Origin of the sequence: Pikeienuella sp., from assembly GCF_046290545.1 — a bacterium.
Taxonomy (GTDB): domain Bacteria; phylum Pseudomonadota; class Alphaproteobacteria; order Rhodobacterales; family Rhodobacteraceae; genus Pikeienuella.
Genome location: NZ_JBKAGV010000005.1, coordinates 263,218 through 279,952 on the forward strand (window position 1 = coordinate 263,218; position 16,735 = coordinate 279,952).

At 68.9% G+C, this 16,735-nt stretch carries 17 protein-coding genes; 12 read left to right on the plus strand and 5 right to left on the minus strand.

The genetic code is table 11. The annotated features are described in order from the left end of the window. Positions 1-3: 3 nt before the first annotated feature. On the minus strand, positions 4-396 hold the full coding sequence (locus ACE37J_RS03855) for a RidA family protein (RefSeq protein WP_409707298.1): 393 nt from the start codon (positions 394-396) through the stop codon (positions 4-6). Between the two features lie 6 nt (positions 397-402). Next, positions 403-951 carry a RidA family protein gene (locus tag ACE37J_RS03860; protein WP_409707301.1) on the minus strand — a complete coding sequence of 183 codons (549 nt, stop codon included), beginning with the start codon at positions 949-951 and terminating at the stop codon, positions 403-405. Between the two features lie 60 nt (positions 952-1,011). Here ACE37J_RS03860 and ACE37J_RS03865 point away from each other — a divergent pair, with 60 nt between their 5' ends. The 4 genes from ACE37J_RS03865 (at position 1,012) to ACE37J_RS03880 (ending at position 6,453) form a co-directional block, all read left to right on the plus strand. Next, complete coding sequence (locus tag ACE37J_RS03865) at positions 1,012-3,072, plus strand: hydantoinase/oxoprolinase family protein (RefSeq protein WP_409707304.1); 2,061 nt, start codon at positions 1,012-1,014, stop codon at positions 3,070-3,072. Beyond that, positions 3,069-4,877 (plus strand): hydantoinase B/oxoprolinase family protein, encoded by a 1,809-nt coding sequence (locus tag ACE37J_RS03870; protein WP_409707307.1) that lies wholly within the window; start codon positions 3,069-3,071, stop codon positions 4,875-4,877. The genes ACE37J_RS03865 and ACE37J_RS03870 overlap by 4 nt, the downstream gene beginning before the upstream one ends. A gap of 399 nt (positions 4,878-5,276) precedes the next feature. Next, complete coding sequence (locus ACE37J_RS03875) at positions 5,277-5,930, plus strand: TetR family transcriptional regulator (RefSeq protein ID WP_409707310.1); 654 nt, start codon at positions 5,277-5,279, stop codon at positions 5,928-5,930. A gap of 49 nt (positions 5,931-5,979) precedes the next feature. Then, entirely contained in the window at positions 5,980-6,453 is a 474-nt protein-coding gene (locus ACE37J_RS03880; RefSeq protein WP_409707313.1) for a RidA family protein, read from the plus strand. On the opposite strand, the gene ACE37J_RS03885 is transcribed toward ACE37J_RS03880, so the two are convergent. Further along, on the minus strand, positions 6,428-7,651 hold the full coding sequence (locus ACE37J_RS03885) for an amidase family protein (protein ID WP_409707316.1): 1,224 nt from the start codon (positions 7,649-7,651) through the stop codon (positions 6,428-6,430). The two genes, ACE37J_RS03880 and ACE37J_RS03885, sit on opposite strands and share 26 nt — an antisense overlap. Before the next feature lie 189 nt (positions 7,652-7,840). Between ACE37J_RS03885 and dctP the strand changes: the two genes are divergently transcribed. The 8 genes from dctP (at position 7,841) to ACE37J_RS03925 (ending at position 14,929) form a co-directional block, all read left to right on the plus strand. Then, on the plus strand, positions 7,841-8,845 hold the full coding sequence (gene dctP / locus ACE37J_RS03890; RefSeq protein WP_409707319.1) for a TRAP transporter substrate-binding protein DctP: 1,005 nt from the start codon (positions 7,841-7,843) through the stop codon (positions 8,843-8,845). Then, positions 8,842-9,363 carry a TRAP transporter small permease gene (locus ACE37J_RS03895; protein WP_409707322.1) on the plus strand — a complete coding sequence of 174 codons (522 nt, stop codon included), beginning with the start codon at positions 8,842-8,844 and terminating at the stop codon, positions 9,361-9,363. The genes dctP and ACE37J_RS03895 overlap by 4 nt, the downstream gene beginning before the upstream one ends. A 1-nt stretch (position 9,364) precedes the next feature. Continuing rightward, the gene (locus ACE37J_RS03900; RefSeq protein WP_409707325.1) at positions 9,365-10,666 is read left to right on the plus strand and encodes a TRAP transporter large permease subunit; all 1,302 of its coding nucleotides are present in this window, start codon (positions 9,365-9,367) and stop codon (positions 10,664-10,666) included. A 257-nt stretch (positions 10,667-10,923) separates the two neighbouring features. Beyond that, the gene (locus tag ACE37J_RS03905) at positions 10,924-11,286 is read left to right on the plus strand and encodes a hypothetical protein (RefSeq protein ID WP_409707328.1); all 363 of its coding nucleotides are present in this window, start codon (positions 10,924-10,926) and stop codon (positions 11,284-11,286) included. Positions 11,287-11,339: 53 nt separating this feature from the next. Further along, positions 11,340-12,962, plus strand: coding sequence for a multicopper oxidase domain-containing protein (locus ACE37J_RS03910; RefSeq protein WP_409707332.1), 1,623 nt, complete (start codon positions 11,340-11,342; stop codon positions 12,960-12,962). After that, a complete protein-coding gene (locus ACE37J_RS03915; RefSeq protein WP_409707335.1) occupies positions 12,952-13,650 on the plus strand; it encodes a copper resistance protein B in 699 nt (232 codons plus the stop codon). The genes ACE37J_RS03910 and ACE37J_RS03915 overlap by 11 nt, the downstream gene beginning before the upstream one ends. A gap of 51 nt (positions 13,651-13,701) precedes the next feature. Further along, on the plus strand, positions 13,702-14,040 hold the full coding sequence (locus ACE37J_RS03920) for a copper resistance protein CopC (RefSeq protein ID WP_409707338.1): 339 nt from the start codon (positions 13,702-13,704) through the stop codon (positions 14,038-14,040). 22 nt (positions 14,041-14,062) lie between these two features. Continuing rightward, positions 14,063-14,929, plus strand: coding sequence for a CopD family protein (locus ACE37J_RS03925; RefSeq protein ID WP_409707341.1), 867 nt, complete (start codon positions 14,063-14,065; stop codon positions 14,927-14,929). 210 nt (positions 14,930-15,139) lie between these two features. Here ACE37J_RS03925 and ACE37J_RS03930 read toward each other — a convergent pair whose 3' ends face one another. Together ACE37J_RS03930 and ACE37J_RS03935 are read right to left on the minus strand one after the other, a co-directional pair. Next, a complete protein-coding gene (locus ACE37J_RS03930; RefSeq protein ID WP_409707345.1) occupies positions 15,140-15,982 on the minus strand; it encodes a class I SAM-dependent methyltransferase in 843 nt (280 codons plus the stop codon). Positions 15,983-16,422: 440 nt separating this feature from the next. Further along, positions 16,423-16,735, minus strand: a 313-nt coding sequence (locus ACE37J_RS03935; RefSeq protein ID WP_409707348.1) for a hypothetical protein, incomplete at its 5' end; no start/stop codon positions are given.

A 16,735-nucleotide genomic window follows, 5' to 3' on the forward strand; every position in this document is an offset into this window, starting at 1 on the left:
GCGTCACGGCTGACGGGCGGTCGCCTCAATCTCTACGAGCATTTCGGGCTCGGCAAGCCGGGCCCGAACGACCGTGCGGGGCGGCGCTGCGGGCCCGAAAGTCTCGACCCAGACACGGTCCATCGCATCGAAATGGCGAATGTCGGCAAGATACACGGTAGCCGCGACCACATCCTTGAGGCCAGCGCCGCCCTCGGCGAGGATCGCCGCGATGTTGGACAGGACCTGCCGTGTCTGTGCGGCGGCGTCATTGGGGCCAACAATTCGCGCCGTCCGGTCCCATGCCACTTGGCCAGCCGTCCATATCCAGCCGTCCGCCATTGCGCCGGGAGAATAAGGATAGGTCGGACGAGGCTGGAACGACAGGCTTTCAGGGCGGAGGATGGCTTTCGGCATGACGCCTCACCCGCGCCCGAGAAATGCGACGGCCTCGATCTCGACCAGTCGGGCGGGGTCGGAAAGCCGAGCCTCGACCGTGGTGCGCGCGGGCGGATCATTGGGGAAGTGCTTGGCGAAAGCGTCGTTCATCGCCTGAAAGTGGCGAATGTCGGCGAGGTAGACATTGCATTTGAGCACGTCGGCCATGGTTCCGCCCGCCGCGGCGAGCGCCGCCGCCATGTTTCGGAGCGTCTGGTCGGTCTGCGCTCCGACATCCCCTCCGCCGATGCACCGACCGTCCGCGTCACCGGGCGTGCAGCCGGAGAGGAACAACCAACCATCGGCTGCAGCTGCTGCGGGGGCCGCGCTCCCGGCAGCGGGGAAGAGGGTTCTCGGCACGACTTTCGCATCCTTCGCGTTGTTGATCGCGGGATAGGGCAGCGACCGTGCGTTTGCAAGCTGCATGCATGTGAGACATTCGATTTGCACCGCTGCGGGCCCGCGTGCCCGAGGTCTGGGAAGGTCGCTTCGCGCCGCTTGCGTATGGTTGATCGGTATGCAAGTAAATTGCATAACGTGCAAGTAACGGGGATGAGCCTCGCCTTGCCCATCCGGGAGGACTGAGCGATGCGCATGTCGATCGACGTCGGCGGGACCTTCACCGACCTGGTGGCCGATTTCGGCGGCGGCGCGCTACGCCTCTTCAAGGCGCCGACAACCTATCCCGACCCGCTCGGCGGGATCGAAGACGCCCTGCGTCGCGCCGCGGCCGGCGCGGGGATGGATCTCGCCGCGATGCTGGGGCGCACCGAGGTGCTGTTTCATTCCACCACCCGCGCCATCAACGCCGTGGTGACAGGGCGGACGGCCCGCACCGCGTTCCTCGCCACAGAGGGGCACCCGGACTCCCTGGTGATCCGTGAGGGCGGCCGCACTGACCCGTTCAACTACAGGATCGCCTATCCCGAACCCTATGTTCCCCGCTCGCTCACCTTCGAGATTCCCGGTCGCATCTGGGCGGACGGGCGCGAGGTCAACCCTTTGGACGAGGCCGAAGTCGTCAGGGTGATCGGCCGGCTGCGCGAGGCGAAGGTCGAGGCTGTGGCGGTCGCCCTGATCTGGTCCATCGTCAACCCGGCCCACGAGCTGCGCGTGGGCGAACTGATCGAGGCGCACCTCCCTGGCGTGCCCTTCACATTGTCCCACAAGCTGAATCCCACAGTTCGCGAATACCGCCGCGCCTCCTCCGCCGCCATAGACGCCTCGTTGAAGCCGGTGATGACGACGTATCTGGAGGGGCTCGAGGCGCGGCTGCGGGCGCTGGGGCTGGCGGGCGAGATCTTCGCCGTCACCTCCCAGGGCGGACTGGTGGAGCTGGCGCGGCTGGCCGAACGGCCGATCCTCGCCCTGAACTCGGGCCCGTCCATGGCGCCGGTGGCGGGGGCGTTCTACGCAGCCGTGGAGGACGCGGGGCTGGCCATCGTCACCGATGCGGGCGGCACGACATACGACGTCAGCCTGGTGCGCGACGGGGTGATCCCGTGGACCCGCGAGACCTGGCTCGGGCCGCTCTACCAGGGGCATATGACCGGTTTTCCCTCGGTGGACGTGAAGAGCATCGGCGCCGGCGGCGGCTCGATCGCCTCGGTGGATCAGGCGGGTCTCTTGCGGGTTGGGCCCGAAAGCGCGGGCTCGACTCCGGGTCCGGTTTGCTACGGGAGGGGCGGAACCGAACCGACGGTCACCGACGCGGCTCTGGTGCTTGGGCACATTGACCCGGCCTTCTTTCTCGGGGGCGTCATGGCGCTGGCCGAACGCGCGGCGCGGGAAGCGATCGAGACGCGCATCGCGCGGCCGCTCGGTCTGGGGACGGAGGCGGCGGCCGCGGCGATCCTCGACCTCGCCACCGAGCAGATGGTGGGCGCGATCGAAGCCATCACGGTGCGTCAGGGGATCGACCCTAAGGACGCCGTGCTCATCGCAGGCGGCGGCGCGGCGGGGCTGAACACGGTCGCAATCGCGCGCCGGCTCGGCTGCTCTACTGTCATCGTGCCCGATGTCGGCGCAGTCCTCAGCGCCGCCGGGGCGATGATGTCGGACATGACCTTCGAGTTCGCGCGGACCGAGATGATGCGCAGCGATCAGCCCGATCTCGCTCGCGCCCGCTCGGCTATCGCGGCGCTCGCGGCCGATGCGGAGGAGTTCTTCGCCCGCGCCGGCGCCGCGGCCGCGGAGCGCCGGGTGGACTGGTCCTTCGAGGGCCGCTATCCCGCCCAGGTCTGGGAGATCGAGGCGCCGCTGCCCGCCGGGGCTTTCGACGGTGAATCGCCGGGCCCGGACCTCGTGCGCGCGTTCCACGCGAGGCATGAAGAGCTCTTCTCCTTTCGAGACGATGGAGACGTGGTCGAGATCATGACCTTGCGGGCCCGCGCGCAGTGCCGCGGCGCGCCGCCCGCCCATCCCGGCGTTGGCGCCGGGCCCGGCGACGGGCCGCCGCCCGAAACGCGCTCCATGACATTCGGCTCCCTCGGGGCCGTCGCGGCTCCGGCTTGGCGGCTCGAGGCGATGCCGGCCGATGCGCCTGTGAGCGGCCCGGCGGTCATCGAGTCGAGCTTCACCACTGTCGTGATCCCGCCGGGCGCGGTGGCCCGGCGATGCAGCGACGGGCATCTGGTGATCGCGGTGAACGGATGAGACGCGAGGAGGCGGCGATGGGAGGCGGCGTGGAGCGAGTGGAGGAAGGCCGCCGAAACGGCGTGGCGCTGGCGATCCTCCAGCAACGGTTCGACGGGGTGACGCGCAAGATGGCCAACACGCTGCTTCGAACGGCGCGTTCCGGCGTGATCAACACGGCGCGGGACTTCTCCTGCGCGATCGTCACGGCGGATTGCCAACTGCTCACCGCGGCGGAAAGCTATCCGATCCACGTGATCGGCGGGGCGGACATGATGGCCGCGGCGATGCTGGAGATCCACCCGGACCCCAGGCCCGGCGACGCTTACCTCCACAACTCGCCCTACCATGGCAACAGCCATGCCGCCGACCACACGATTCTCGTTCCCGTGTTCGACGACGACGGCCGACACCGTTTCACCGTGCTCTCCAAGGCGCATCAGGCGGATTGCGGCAACTCGTTGCCGACGACCTACATGGGCATGGCCCGCGACGTCTACGAGGAAGGCGCCCTGATCTTCCCGGCCGTGCGGGTCCAGCGGGACTATGTCGACAACACGGACGTCATCAACATGTGCATGATGCGTATCCGCGTGCCGGAACAATGGCGCGGCGACTATCTCGCGATGCTGGGCGCAGCGCGCATCGGCGAGCGCGAGATCAGGCGCATGGGCGCCGAGATCGGCTGGGACGCCCTGGCGACGCACGCGGCCGACTGGTTCGATCTCTGCGAGGAGATGATGGCCGACACCCTTCGCGGGATGGCGGCGGGCGCCGCGAGGGCCACCTGCACCCACGACCCTCTGCCGGGGTGCCCGCCCGGAGGAATACCCGTCAATGCCGACGTGAAAGTCGACCCCGGCGCCGCCCGCGTCTCGGTCGACCTGACCGACAACATCGACTGCCTGCCGGTAGGCGTGAACCTCAGTCACGCCTGCGCGCGCACCGCGGCCATGGTGGGCGTTCTCAATTCCCTTCCCCGCTCGCTGCCCGCCAATTCGGGGACGCTGCGGCGGATCGACGTGCGCCTGCGCGAGGGTTGCTGCGTCGGCATTCCGCGACACCCCACCAGCACCTCGGTGGCGACTACGAACCTCGGCGACCGGGTCACCAACGCCGTGCAGCGGGCCATAGCGATGATCGACCCCTCCTGTGGAATGGCCGAGGGCGGGGCGGCGATTCCTCCGGCGGCGGGGGTGATATCGGGCGTCGAGCCCCGCAACGGGCACGCCTACGTAAACGAAGTGATCCTGGCGGCGGGGGGAGGCCCTGGCACGCCGGTGCAGGACGGGTGGCTGTCATTGTTCACGATGGGCAACGCGGGCATGCCCTTTTATGACAGCGTGGAGGTGGACGAGATGCTGCACCCCATACTGGTGCGCACCCGGCGCCTTTCCCCCGACAGCGAGGGAGCCGGAACCTTTCGCGGTGCGCCCGGCATCCTGACCGAGTTCGAGCCGGTGAGCTGCGACATGGAGCTGGGCTTCTGTTCCGACGGCACCGTAAGCCCCGCGCTGGGCGTTTGCGGCGGCCAAGCCGCCCGGTCTGCGCGACAGTGGATCGAACACCCGGACGGCTCGGCGACTCCGCTCAGCACGTCGGAGCAGCTCGTTGTGCGTCAGGGGGAGCGGGTGGTGTCGCATTCCAACGGCGGAGGGGGCTACGGAGACCCGCTCCGGCGCGATCCCGTTCGAGTGGCGCATGACGTGACCGAAGGCTGGATAACCGCCCACCGCGCCCGCGCGATCTATGGCGTGGCGCTGACATCCGAAGGCCTTGTCGACTCCGCCGAAACGGCGAAGTTGCGCGAAAGCTCGGCGGGGTAGCCACGCCGCAGATCTCCGCATCAGCCAGGCGGTGAACCTGCCAGACATCACGGCAAGCGGACCGGTCTCGTCGACGGTCTGGACCACCTTCGCAGCCAGCCGGGTGCGGGACTCTGTGGCCTGTATGTCGTCGCAGTTCACGTTGGCGAAGGCGACCAGCCCTTGAGTCCCTGATCTGGAATGAAATCGCGGGGGGTGGGGCCTGCCGCCCAACCGCCTCCGGATACAGGCCATTGAAAACAAGCTTATTTCGCATCTCGTCCGCCCGGAGTTCCGCTTCGCTGCTGAGCCTTCGTGGTCTTCCGGTGGTGTAGCGGCCGCAGCATCCAAGCGAGGACGCCAAGCTGAATGACGCTTCGTTCGCTGGACTCTGATTTGGCTGTCCGTCAGTTAGACTGAATGGAAGCAGAAAGCAGTCACCGACCGAGACGAGACCCCGAGGGCACGAGGCTGCGCCTTCTGGAGGCGGCGACCGCTGAATTCGCCGCTCATGGATTCGAGGGCGCCCGTGTGGAGCGGGTGGTTGTGGCGGCCGGCGTCACGACACGAATGCTGTATCATTACTTTGGCGACAAGGACGGACTCTATGTAGCCGTGCTTGAGGCCGCCTACGCCGAGCTTCGAACGGGCGAGCGGCGGCTCGATCTCGACATCGGGGCGCCTGAAGAAGCACTGGACCGGCTGGTGCGGTACACGTTCGACTTCTTCCAGAGCAATCAGGTCTTCGTGCGTCTCACTCAGGGAGAGAACCTGCTTTCCGGGCGGCGCGCGCGCCGTTCCAAGTCGATCCGCGAAATGTCCCAGCCGCTAATTGACGGGATCGGACGGCTGATCGAGCGCGGCGTTGCGAGCGGCGCCTTCACGTCGCGCCCCGATCCGCTCCAGCTATACATCAGCATCGTCGCGCTCAGCGCGCATCACATCAACAACCGGCACACGCTCGGCGTCGTTTTCGGGCGCGATCTGGCCGAGGAGGGCTGGATCGCCGCACGACGGGAACATGCGGTGGAGATGATCATGCGCCATGTCGGCGCGCGCAGCGGCGCCTTGTAAACATCCGCTTACTTTCAGATCATGCAGAGCCTGAATGAAGGAGCGGAAGATGGGACGGATCGACGCGCGGATGACGGAACTCGGGCTCGAGCTCCCTCCACCCTGGACGCCGCGGGGCAGGTTCGCCCCCTTTCGACGGGACGGCCGGCTCGTCTTCCTGTCCGGGCAGATCTGCGAATGGGGCGGGGAGGTGACGCTGAAAGGGCCTGTCGGCGAAGGAGGGGTCTCGCCCGAGGAGGCGCGGATGGCGGCGCGGATCTGCGCGCTCAATCTGCTCTACTGCCTTCGACTGGCCTGCGACGGCGATCTTGACCGGGTGGGCTCCGTCCTCCGCCTCGGCGGTTTCGTGAATTGCGTGCCGGGCTTTCCGCTCAGCCCGTTCGTCATCGACGGGGCTACGGACGTCTTCATCGACCTCTTCGGCGAAGCCGGCGTCCATGCCAGAACCGCGGTCGGCGTCTCCGGCTTGCCGGGGAACGCCGCGGTGGAGGTGGACGCTATCCTCTCGCTGAAGGAGGGATAGGCCGGGGCGGCGCGAACCGCTCCAGCACGAGCCCTGCGCCAAGAAGCGCGGCCTCCTTGCCCGGGGGCGCCGCGAGCATGACGGAGAGCGGGAGGCCGGCCTCGTCAGCGCCCCATGGCAGACATAGCAGCGGGCCGCCGAAGACGGTCCAGACCGTGAGCATGTGCTGATAGCCCGTGCCCGCGGCCCGCGGCGGCGCCGGCGCAGGAACGGGCGGCGCAAGCAGGAGGTCGTATCCCGCGGAATCCCGCCAGAACCTGTCCCGCGTCGCAGCAAGCCGGCCGAGCGTCTCGGCGCGCTCCGCCGCTCCGACCGTTGCGCCCGCCCGCAGGGCTTCGGTGAAGGCCGGGCCGAGAGGCGCGCCGGCGAGGCGCGCGCCATGCGCCGCCGCGGCCTCCGCCTGCATGACGGTCCGGTGGTCCGCTATGGTCGCCGCGAAATCCACGGCAGGCGCCAGCGCCTTCACGGAAGATCCTGCGTCGCGGAGCGCCGCCGCCGCCCCTGCGATGGAGCCGGCGACAGATTCGGCGAGCGCCGTCGCCGGATCTGTGGCCGGGAGGCCGAGTCGCAGCCTTGAAAGGTCCGATCTTTCAGGCGCCGCCCCCCCACAGGCGGCGAAAGCGGCCGCTGCGGTCGCCACGTCTCGCGCGATGAAGCCGATCATGTCGAAGCTGGGCGCAAGCGGCGTCATCCCCGCCGTGGAGAGCGCGCCGCGCCCGGGCTTGAAGCCGACCGCGCCGCAATAGGCCGCCGGGCGGATCAGGGATCCTGCCGTTTGCGTGCCAAGCGCGAAGTCGAGGATCCCGGCGCCGACCGCCGCGCCCGATCCGCTGCTGGAGCCCCCGGGCGTTCGCGAAGGATCGAAGGGATTCTGCGTGGGCGTCGGGTCGGTGAACGCGAACTCGGTTGTGGCGGTCTTGCAAAGGCAGGTCGCCCCTGCGCCCCTCAGCGAAGCGACAACCGACGCGTCCCGCCTTGCTGGAGCGGCTGCGGCGCAGGCGGCGCTGCCGTTCCGGGTCGGCGCGCCTTCCACGTCGATCACGTCCTTTACGCCGAAAACCAGCCCGGCCAGAGGTCCGGAAGCCGCCGCAAGCGCCGCGGCTGCGCGGTCGAGAGTTGCAGGGTCGACATCGAGCAACGCGCCGAGACGCGGCTCCCATCGCGCCACGGCGTCCCGCAGATGGTCCACGCGCGTCATTCCAGCCGCCATCCGCCTCACCTCCCGCCTCAATGCGCCGCAGCGCAGCATAAACCTCTTGCGAAGCTTTGTAAGCATGTGCTTACTTGCATCAATCAACGGCAGCAAGACTCAAACGGTCTAAAAAGAGTGCAAAAATTGGGGCGCTGCCTAAAGAATGATCTGAAACCAGATGAAAAGGACGTGAACATGACGCCGAGACGCCTCCGATTCGCCAAAGCGCTTCGCGCCGCCGCCGCCGCCGCAACCCTCGTTGCTGCGCCCTTCGCCGCGCAGGCGGCCGAACTCTCGCTGCTCTCAAGCTTCAACAGCACACAGAAGCCGACCTACGCGGTGCTCGAGCGCTATCTCGAAAACGTCGCAAAGATCGGCGGAGACGCCGTGACCTTCCGGATCTCGGGGCCAGAGGCGGTGCCGATATTCGAGCAGCTTGAGCCCGTCTCCTCCGGCGCCTTTGACATGCTCTACACCCATCCGGTCTTCCATGCGGGAAGCGGCGGGCTGGCGCTTACGGTGGATGCGATGAAGGTCGACCCGGTGGCCCGCCGGGCAAGCGGCGTCTGGGACGCCGTGGACGCCTTCTATCAGAAGACGCACAACCTGAAGATGGTCGCCATGATGTCCGTCAGTATGGAGGGCTATCATCTCTTCACCAAGGAGCCGCTCAGCGAAGCAGGGGATCTTGCGGGCCGCAAGGTGCGCGGGACGCCGACCTATTTCGGCCCGATCAAGGCGCTGGGCGCGGAGCCTGTCGTCCTCCCCGGCTCCGAGATCTATTCCGCGCTCCAGACCGGGATCGTGGATGGAGCCGGCTGGCCCGCCGCCGGCATGGTCAGCATGAAACACTACGAGGTTGCGAACTGGCGGCTTCGCCCGACCTTCGGCGCGGCGACGCAACCCGTCTTCGTCAATCTCGACGCATGGAACGGCCTGACGGCGGAGGAGCAGTCCATCCTGCTCGAGGCGGGCCGGATCACCGAGCTCGAAATGCCTTGGCTTGGCAACGCTATCCAGGCGGAGGAGGATGCGGCGCTCGCCGAGCTTGGCGTCGGGGTGCAGCAGCTTTCGCCTGAAATGGCCGCCAAGGTGCAGTCCGCGTTCATCGACTCGATCTGGAGCATCGGCGCCGATTGCTGCGGTGAAGCGGCGACGGCCCTCCGCGCGCTCGCGAAAGACGCAGGGCTGACCGAATGAGCGCCGCGCGGGCGGCTCCGGCATGGTCGCGGGCGGCCGCCGGAGCCGCCCGCGCCCATGACTTGCTGACGGAGGCGGGCCTGCGGCTCGCCATGCTGGCGCTCGCAGGGATCGTCCTCGCCTATGTGTGGGAGGTCGTCGCGCGCTACGCCTTGGGCGCGCCGACGCGGTGGTCCGCCGATCTCGTTTCATACCTCCTCCTTTTTGTCGCCTTCATGGCGATGCCGGCGGTGACGAAGGAGGGCGGGCACGTCGCCGTCACGATCCTGCTGGAACGGCTTTCGCCCCGTGCGCTGCGCCTTGTCACAGCGCTGATCGGTCTCTCCGGCTGCGCCGTCTGCCTGTTCCTCGCGAAAATAGCGGCGGACGAGACGGCGCGGCAGTTCGCGCGGGACGTGCGGATGATGGCGGCCTGGCCGGCGCCGAAGGGCTGGATTTCAGTCTGGGTCGTCTACGGCTTCCTTTCTTCCGCGCTGTACTTCGCCCGTGCGGCGGCGGCGCGAGGCGCGCGGGGCTGACATGGAGGCGCTTCTCTTTCTCGGGCTTGCCGCGGGCGGGTTGATCCTGCTCTTTCTCGCGGGCGTTCCCGTCTTTCTCGCCTTTCTCATCCTCAATGTCTCCGGCGTCGCGATCCTGATCGGGCCGCGCGCATTCGGCCTCGTCGTAAACTCGATCTTCACCACGGCGACGACGGGCACGCTGACCGCCGTCGCGCTCTTCGTGCTTATGGGGGAAATCCTCTTCCGCTCCGGCGCGACGGATGTGCTCTTCCGCGCGATGGACCGACTGATCGGGCGGGTCGCCGGGCGGCAGTTCATGCTGGCGGGCGCCCTCTCCGCCGTGTTCGGGGCGCTCTCGGGCTCGAACATGGCCGTCGCGGCGATGATGGCGCGGACGATCTTTCCCGGCATGATGGCGCGGGGCTATGACCGCAGGCTCTCCATCGGGATGATCCTCGGCGGCGCCAGCCTTGCGCCGGTGATCCCGCCAAGCGTTTTGGTGATCATCATCGCGACCCTCGCGAATGTCTCCGTCGCCGGATTGCTCATCGCCGGGGTCCTGCCGGGCCTTTTGCTGGCGGGGCTCTTCATCTTCTATGCGATGATCCGTGTGCGGCTCGACGCGGCGCTGGCGCCCGAGGCCACGGAGGCGGCGGGCGGGGACGGCTCAGCCTGGGCGGCGCTCCTCTCGTGCGCGCCGTTCCTTCTCATCATGGCGTCGGTGATGGGGCTCATCCTTCTCGGCGTCGCCACGCCGTCGGAAAGCGCTGCGACCGGCGTCGTCGGAGCGATGATTGCGGCGGCCGTTTTCGGGCGGCTGAGGCTGACCATGCTCTCCGAGGCGCTCCGCAGCGCCGCGCTCATCACCGCCATGATCATCGTGATCATGGCTTCCTCCACGCTCTTTTCGCAGCTTCTCGCCATCAGCGGCGCATCCGGGGCGCTGACGGAGGCGGTCTCCGCGCTCGGGCTCTCGCCATGGCTGATGCTGCTGGCGATGCTTGGCCTTGTCTTCGTCTTCTGCCTCTTTGTCGATCAGGTCGCCGTGATGCTCGTGATCATTCCGATCTACCTCCCGCTGGTGGAGACGCTGGGGTTCGATCCGCTCTGGTTCTGGTTGCTGATGCTGCTGAACGTCACCGTGGGCGGGATCACGCCGCCCTTCGGCTATGCAATGTTCGCCTTCAAGGGCGCGGCGGATGGGGTCACGATGGACGAGCTCTTCGCCGCCGCCTGGCCCTTCGTGGGGCTCTTCCTGCTGGGCATGGGCATTGTCGCCGCCTTTCCCGGCCTTGCGACGTGGCTGCCGGGCTTCCTCTGAACTCCGCGAGCGGGGGAGGGGCTCGGAATGCCTGGAAAGCCCCTTCGGGAGGCGTGCTTGCGGCAGACATCCGCAACGCTGTCGCCGGCCTCCCGCTCCGGGAGAATGCCTGTGGTCTGCTCCTCGGTGAACGTGTTTCGGTTCAATTCGGTCCGCTCCTGTCGGGCGGGATGCCAGCGTGCTGTGGACGAGGTCGCCGCGTGACCGCACGCGCAAGCGCGGTTGATCCCGGCGCCGCGCGGCGCTACCTCTTCAGCATGCGAACCTTCGCCGCCATCATCCTGGCCTCTATCTGGATCGTCGCCTCGACGGTCACGGCGAGCGCGGGAGCCGCCCACGGCGCCGCGCATGCGTCCAAGCTGCATGCGACGGTCGCGGCGGCGCATGGCCATGACGGGCATGCGCATGGAGGCGGAACCGCGGATCATGGCGGCGAGGCGGAGGATCACCCCGGCTGTGGCTCGATCCTCTCCTGCTCCGGGTTTTTCGCATCGATGCCGCTTCCCGCGGAGGACACAGCGCAGCGGATCGCCGAGCCGCCGGAAGCCTTGTCCTACAGGCGCTTCGAAGGGCTCCGCCCCGGCTTCCAGCCCCCGCCGCCGAAGCCGGCCGAAACCTGACGAGCGCGCCGCGATGGTCGCGGCGCGTCATGCAGCGTTTCGGAGGATGAACAATGAGATCATTGGGTTTTGCGCTCGCCCTCGCCGCATGCGGCGCGGCGGCGGGCGAGATCGACCTGAGCGTGGACCGCGTGATGATCCGCGCCGGCGGGCTGGAGAAGGCGGGGATTGGCTATAACGGGACGAGCCCCGGCCCCGTGCTCCGCTTCACGGAAGGCGAGGAGGCGGCGATCCGGGTCACGAACAACCTCGATCACCCGACCTCGATCCACTGGCACGGCCTGATCCTGCCCTATGACATGGACGGGGTGATTGGCCACGGCTTTCACGGCGTCGCGCCGGGGGAGACCTTCACCTACCGCTTCCCGATGCGGCAGGCGGGCACCTACTGGTATCACAGCCATGTCCACGGGCAGGAGGCGGACGGGGCCTATGGCGCCATCGTCGTCGCGCCAAAGGAGCCCGAACCCTACGCCTATGACCGGGACTATGTGGTCCTGCTGAACGACCAGCATCCGCACGGGGCCGACCGGCAGTTCCGCAACCTCAAGATGTCGCCCGACTACTATAACCGCCAGCAGCGCACGCTCGGAGACCTCCTTTCCGACGCGCGGGAGCATGGGCCCGCCGCCGCGCTGAAGGACCGGTCGGACTGGGGCGAGATGCGGATGATGCCGACCGACATCGAGGATGTGCAGGGCTTCACCCCGCTCCTCAACGGTATGGGCCCGAAGGAGAACTGGACCGGCCTCTTCCGCCCCGGCGAGACGGTGCGGCTCCGCTTCGTCAACGCCTCCGCCATGACCTTCTGGGATGTGCGGATCCCCGGCCTCACCATGCAGGTCGTGCAGGCGGACGGGAACGACGTGCAGCCGGTCGAGGCGGACGAGCTTCGCATCGTCGTGGGCGAAAGCTTCGACGTGCTGGTGACGCCGACCGAAGACCGGGCTTATTCGATCCTGGCGGAATCCGTCGCCCGCTCCGCGATGGCCCGCGGCACGCTCGCCCCGCGGGAGGGGATGGCGGAGCCGATGCCCCCGCTCCGCGACCCGCCGCGGCTCGCCATGGCCGACATGGGGATGGCGCATGGCGACCATTCCGGGCACGGAAGCATGGGCGCAGGCGGGGAGCCGCCGCCCTTCGATCCGTTCTACGCCTTCGGCAGCGGGCTCACTCCCGTCGCGTGGAACGGCGGGCGCTTCCTCTCCTACGCCGATCTCGTCGCGCTGAAGCCGCGCTACGATTTCCGGGCGGCGGACCGGGAGATCACGGTGCGCCTCACCGGGAACATGGAGCGCTATGTCTGGTCCCTCGACGGCGTGAAATACGAGGACTCAGAGCCGATGCGCCTGAAGCTCGGGGAGCGGGTGCGCATCACCTTCGTGAACGAGACGATGATGGCGCATCCCATGCATATCCACGGGCTCTGGTCCCTGCTCGACAACGGCTCGGGGCCGGACATGCCGGCGAAGCACGTCGTCGCCGTCGCCCCCGGCGCCTCCGCGACGATCGAGGTGGAGGCGGACGAGCCGGGGCTCTGGCTCCTTCACTGCCATCTCGCCCACCACATGCGGGCGGGGATGATGCGGCAGATCATCGTCGAGGCGGATTACGATCCGGCGACGGCCGGCGCGGCTCCGGCCGCGCATGGCGGGATGGCGCATCATGGCGGGTAGGGCAGGGCTCGCGGCGCTCGCCCTCCTCGCCGCCGCTTCGCCCGCCGCGGCGGAGGAGCTGATCTGGGGCCTGCAGGTCGAGCAGGCGGAGCTTCGCGTCCAGAACGGGGAGGATGTCCTCGCCTGGGATCTCGACGCCTTCATCGGCGGGGACGAGCTTCGCCTGACGCTCCGCTCCGAGGCGGAATACGGGCTCGATGAGGATGCGTTCGAGTCGGCGGAGACGCAATTACGGCTTCAGACGCCCGTCTCGGATTTCTGGGACGCGGTCGTCGGCGTGCGCTACGACACGCCCGCCGGCGGGCCTGAGCGGGCATGGGCGGTGATCGGCCTCCACGGGCTCGCGCCGCAATGGCTGGAGATCGACGCCGACCTTTTCCTCTCGGAGCATCCGGTTTTCCGCTTCGAAGCCGAATACGAGGCTTTGATCACCAACCGGCTGATCCTCGTCCCCTCGGTCGAGATCGACCTGCCCCTGGCGGACGATTCACGACGGGGGCAGGGGGCCTTCGCGCCGACGGTCGAGATCGGGGCCCGGCTAGGCTACGATCTCGTGGACCGGGCGCTTTCCCCCTATCTCGGCGTCCACTACGAGTTGCGGCTCGGGGAGACGGGGGACCGCGCCCGCGCCGCGGGCGGCCGGCGGGACGAGCTCTTCGCCGTCGCCGGCATCCGCATGATGTTCTGAAGCCTCGCCGCGGCGGCCCGTCCGCCGCGGCGCCAGTCAGGAGACGAGCGAATGATCCGACTTGCAGCCCTCGCCCTCGCGCTGACCGCCTCCGCGGCCCTCGCCCATTCGGAGAAGGAAATCGTTCTCCCTGCCGAGAACGCCGTCGTCGAGGGCTCGCCCGAGGCGATCGGCATGACCTTCGACGGCGCGATGCGCATCACCGCGATCACGCTGAAGGGGCCGGACGGCGCCCCCCGCGCCCTGGCGCGGACGGACCGGATGGCCCCCGTCCTCGAATTCCGGGCGACGCCGGAACCGCTCGCCCCCGGCGCCTACCGGGTGGACTGGAAGGGCATCTCGACCGACGGGCACATGATGGAGGGCGGATGGTCCTTCACCGTGAAGTGACCTCGCCGGCTGCGGGGCGCCGGTGATCGACCCCGGCGCGCTCGACGCCCTGCGGCTCGCATTCAAGGCGCTCGAATACGGCGCGGCGCTGCTGGCGGCGGGAACGGCTCTCTTCCTCGCGGCGCACGGAGCGGCGATGGGGGAGGGCGGGCGAAGCGCCGCGCGGCGGCTCGGCGTCATCGCGGCCCTCGCCGGCGTCTCCTTCGTCGGTCTCCGCTTCGCGGCGGAAGCGCTGTGGCTTGCAGGCGGAGACGTCGCGCTCGCGGTTGACCCGATGCTCCTCGGCGCGATCGGAGGGAGCGCGTTCGGCGTGGCGGCGCTGGTGCGCGCCGGCGGCCTCGCCCTTCTCGCGATTGCGCTTCTCTCTGCGCGACGTCTGCCGGCGGCGCTCGCCGCCCTCGCAATCTGCGCGTCCTTCGCGCTCGTCGGCCATTCGCTGCGGGAGCCGCGGCCGCTTCTCGCCTCCCTCGTGGCGCTCCATATCGCCAGCGCCGCCTACTGGATCGGCGCCTTCGCGCCGCTCCGTGGCGCCGCGCTGCGCCGCCCGAACGCCGAGGCTGCCGCCCTCGCCGCGGCCTTTGGCCGGAACGCGCTCGTCGCAGTCCCGGCGCTGGTCGCCGCCGGCGCCGCGCTTCTCGTTCTTCTCGGCGGCTCGTTCGGGGCGGCGCTGGCGACGGAGTGGGGGCGCGCTTTGGCCCTCAAGCTCGCGTTCGTCTCCGCTCTCCTCGCGCTCGGGGCGGCGAACAAGCGGCGGCTCACGCCCGCACTCGCCCGCGGCGAGGCGGGGGCCGCGCGCGCGCTCCGCCGTTCGGTCGAGGCGGAGATGGCGCTGGCCCTGTTCGTCGTGGTCGCGACGGCCGTGGCCACCACAAGCGCGGCGCCGGAGTGACGCCACCGCCCGCATCACAGGTTCGATGCTCCCGGGCGGTCGTGACTCAGCGGCGCGCGGCGCGCGGCCTTACCGCCATGGAGCGTCGCCTGAGGGTTCGAGGCGCCCGCTATCGACCACGAAGGAGCCGGCGCCGTGGCCCCGCTCGCGCGGATGACGATCCGCGTTCCGAATGCGGAGCCGGTCAGTTCCGGGCGGGGATTTCCTCGTTCAGCCCGGCTTCACCGCCGCGAACCGCCCGCCGCCGAGTCTGCCGGCGGCGACGAGGTCCACGAAGCGCACGTAGCTCTCGTGGAAATCGGAATCCCCGGTCGGCGTCCCCGCCGCCGCCGCTTCCTCCCGCATTGCGCGGAACATGGCGAGCCGCGCCTTCAGGATCGGGGCCCAGTCCGCCGTCCGGTCCTCCACGCTGTCCAGCGAGAAGCCGGCGTCCAGGATCAGCGCCTGCCAGCCTGCGATGCTTTCAAGCCCGGCGACGGCCATGCCCCGGCGCATGAGGCCGGCGTCCGCCTCGCTCATCGGCTCATGCGCCACCCAGTCGGTGAAGACGAGCCTCCCGCCGGGGCGGAGGATGCGGAACGCCTCCCGCATCGCCGCCGCCTTGTCCGGCACATGGAGGAACGCCTCCTGGCTCAGCACCGCGTCGGCGGAGGCGTCGGGGAGCGGCGCCGCCGTAACGTCCCCCTCCACCACGCGCACCCGATCCTGCATCCCCACGAGGCGGGAGAGGCGCCCCGCGCCTGCGACGCGCGCCGGCGTCAGCTCCACACCGGTCACCCGCACGCCGTAGCGATGCGCCAGATAGCGCGCCGGCCCGCCGAGCCCGGCGCAAAAATCGACCACCTCCATCCCGGGCTTCAAGCCCGCGAGCCGGGCGAGCGCGTCGTTGGCGTCCAGCCCGCCGTAATGGTCCTGATCGTGCGGGAAGAGCGCCTCGGGCGGCAGCGTCGCGCCGGGGCGGGCGACCGACGGTTCGGCCTTGGAAAGACGCTCGATGATGATCTCGGAAGAGATCGGATGCCCGGTGTAGAAGTCGATCGCGCCTTCGCTCATCCGCCGCCTCCCTGGCTTTCTTTCAGCGTACCGTCCGCCGCGCGGCGCGCCGCGTCAAGCGGGCGGCGCTGGGCGGGGTGCGCTGCGCGGAGCCGAGCAGATCAGGTGACGCCGCTATCGATTTGGCGCGCGAAGCCGGCGGAGGCTGATCCTGATCGCCCGCGACGTGGTTGTCGTGAACTCGATTGCCGTCGGGCTCTGTTTTGGCCTCGATCTGCGCGCTAGAGGCCGAGGTCGCCGCCAGGCGCCCGGCTGCGGTCGTGATCGCGCCTCCGAACACGATCCGTTCATCGCGAAGAGGCGCGCAGCGCGCCGAAATTCTGCGTATCGGCGGAGAGGATGGCCCTGGAGGAAGCCTTCGCCACCCTAACTTATTGAATCGTATGAATTTAAACGCGTAGTTGCCTCGCTTCAAATGAAGCGAAGGCTTCGACTGCTGGTTATCCGCCTGTGTTTTGCAGATCGCGCTTGAGAACCGAAAGAGAGAGTTCCAGCATCTCGCGAACGCGCATCGGCGCCTCGCCTGAAGCGCGTTGAGTGATGGCGAGGCCTATCTGTTCGCCCAGATAGGCCGCCGCCGCTTCGAAAGAAAGCCCCTCTCTCAGTTCACCGGCTTCGTCGCGCGCCCGCAGGAATGCGGCGTAGGCGGTCCTGGCCGCCAAGTCGATCTCGTCGACCCTCGCACGCGTCCGGGGCCCCAGTCGGTGCTTGCCCGCGCGCATCTTGTAGAACAGGCACCCGGTTTCCATCCGC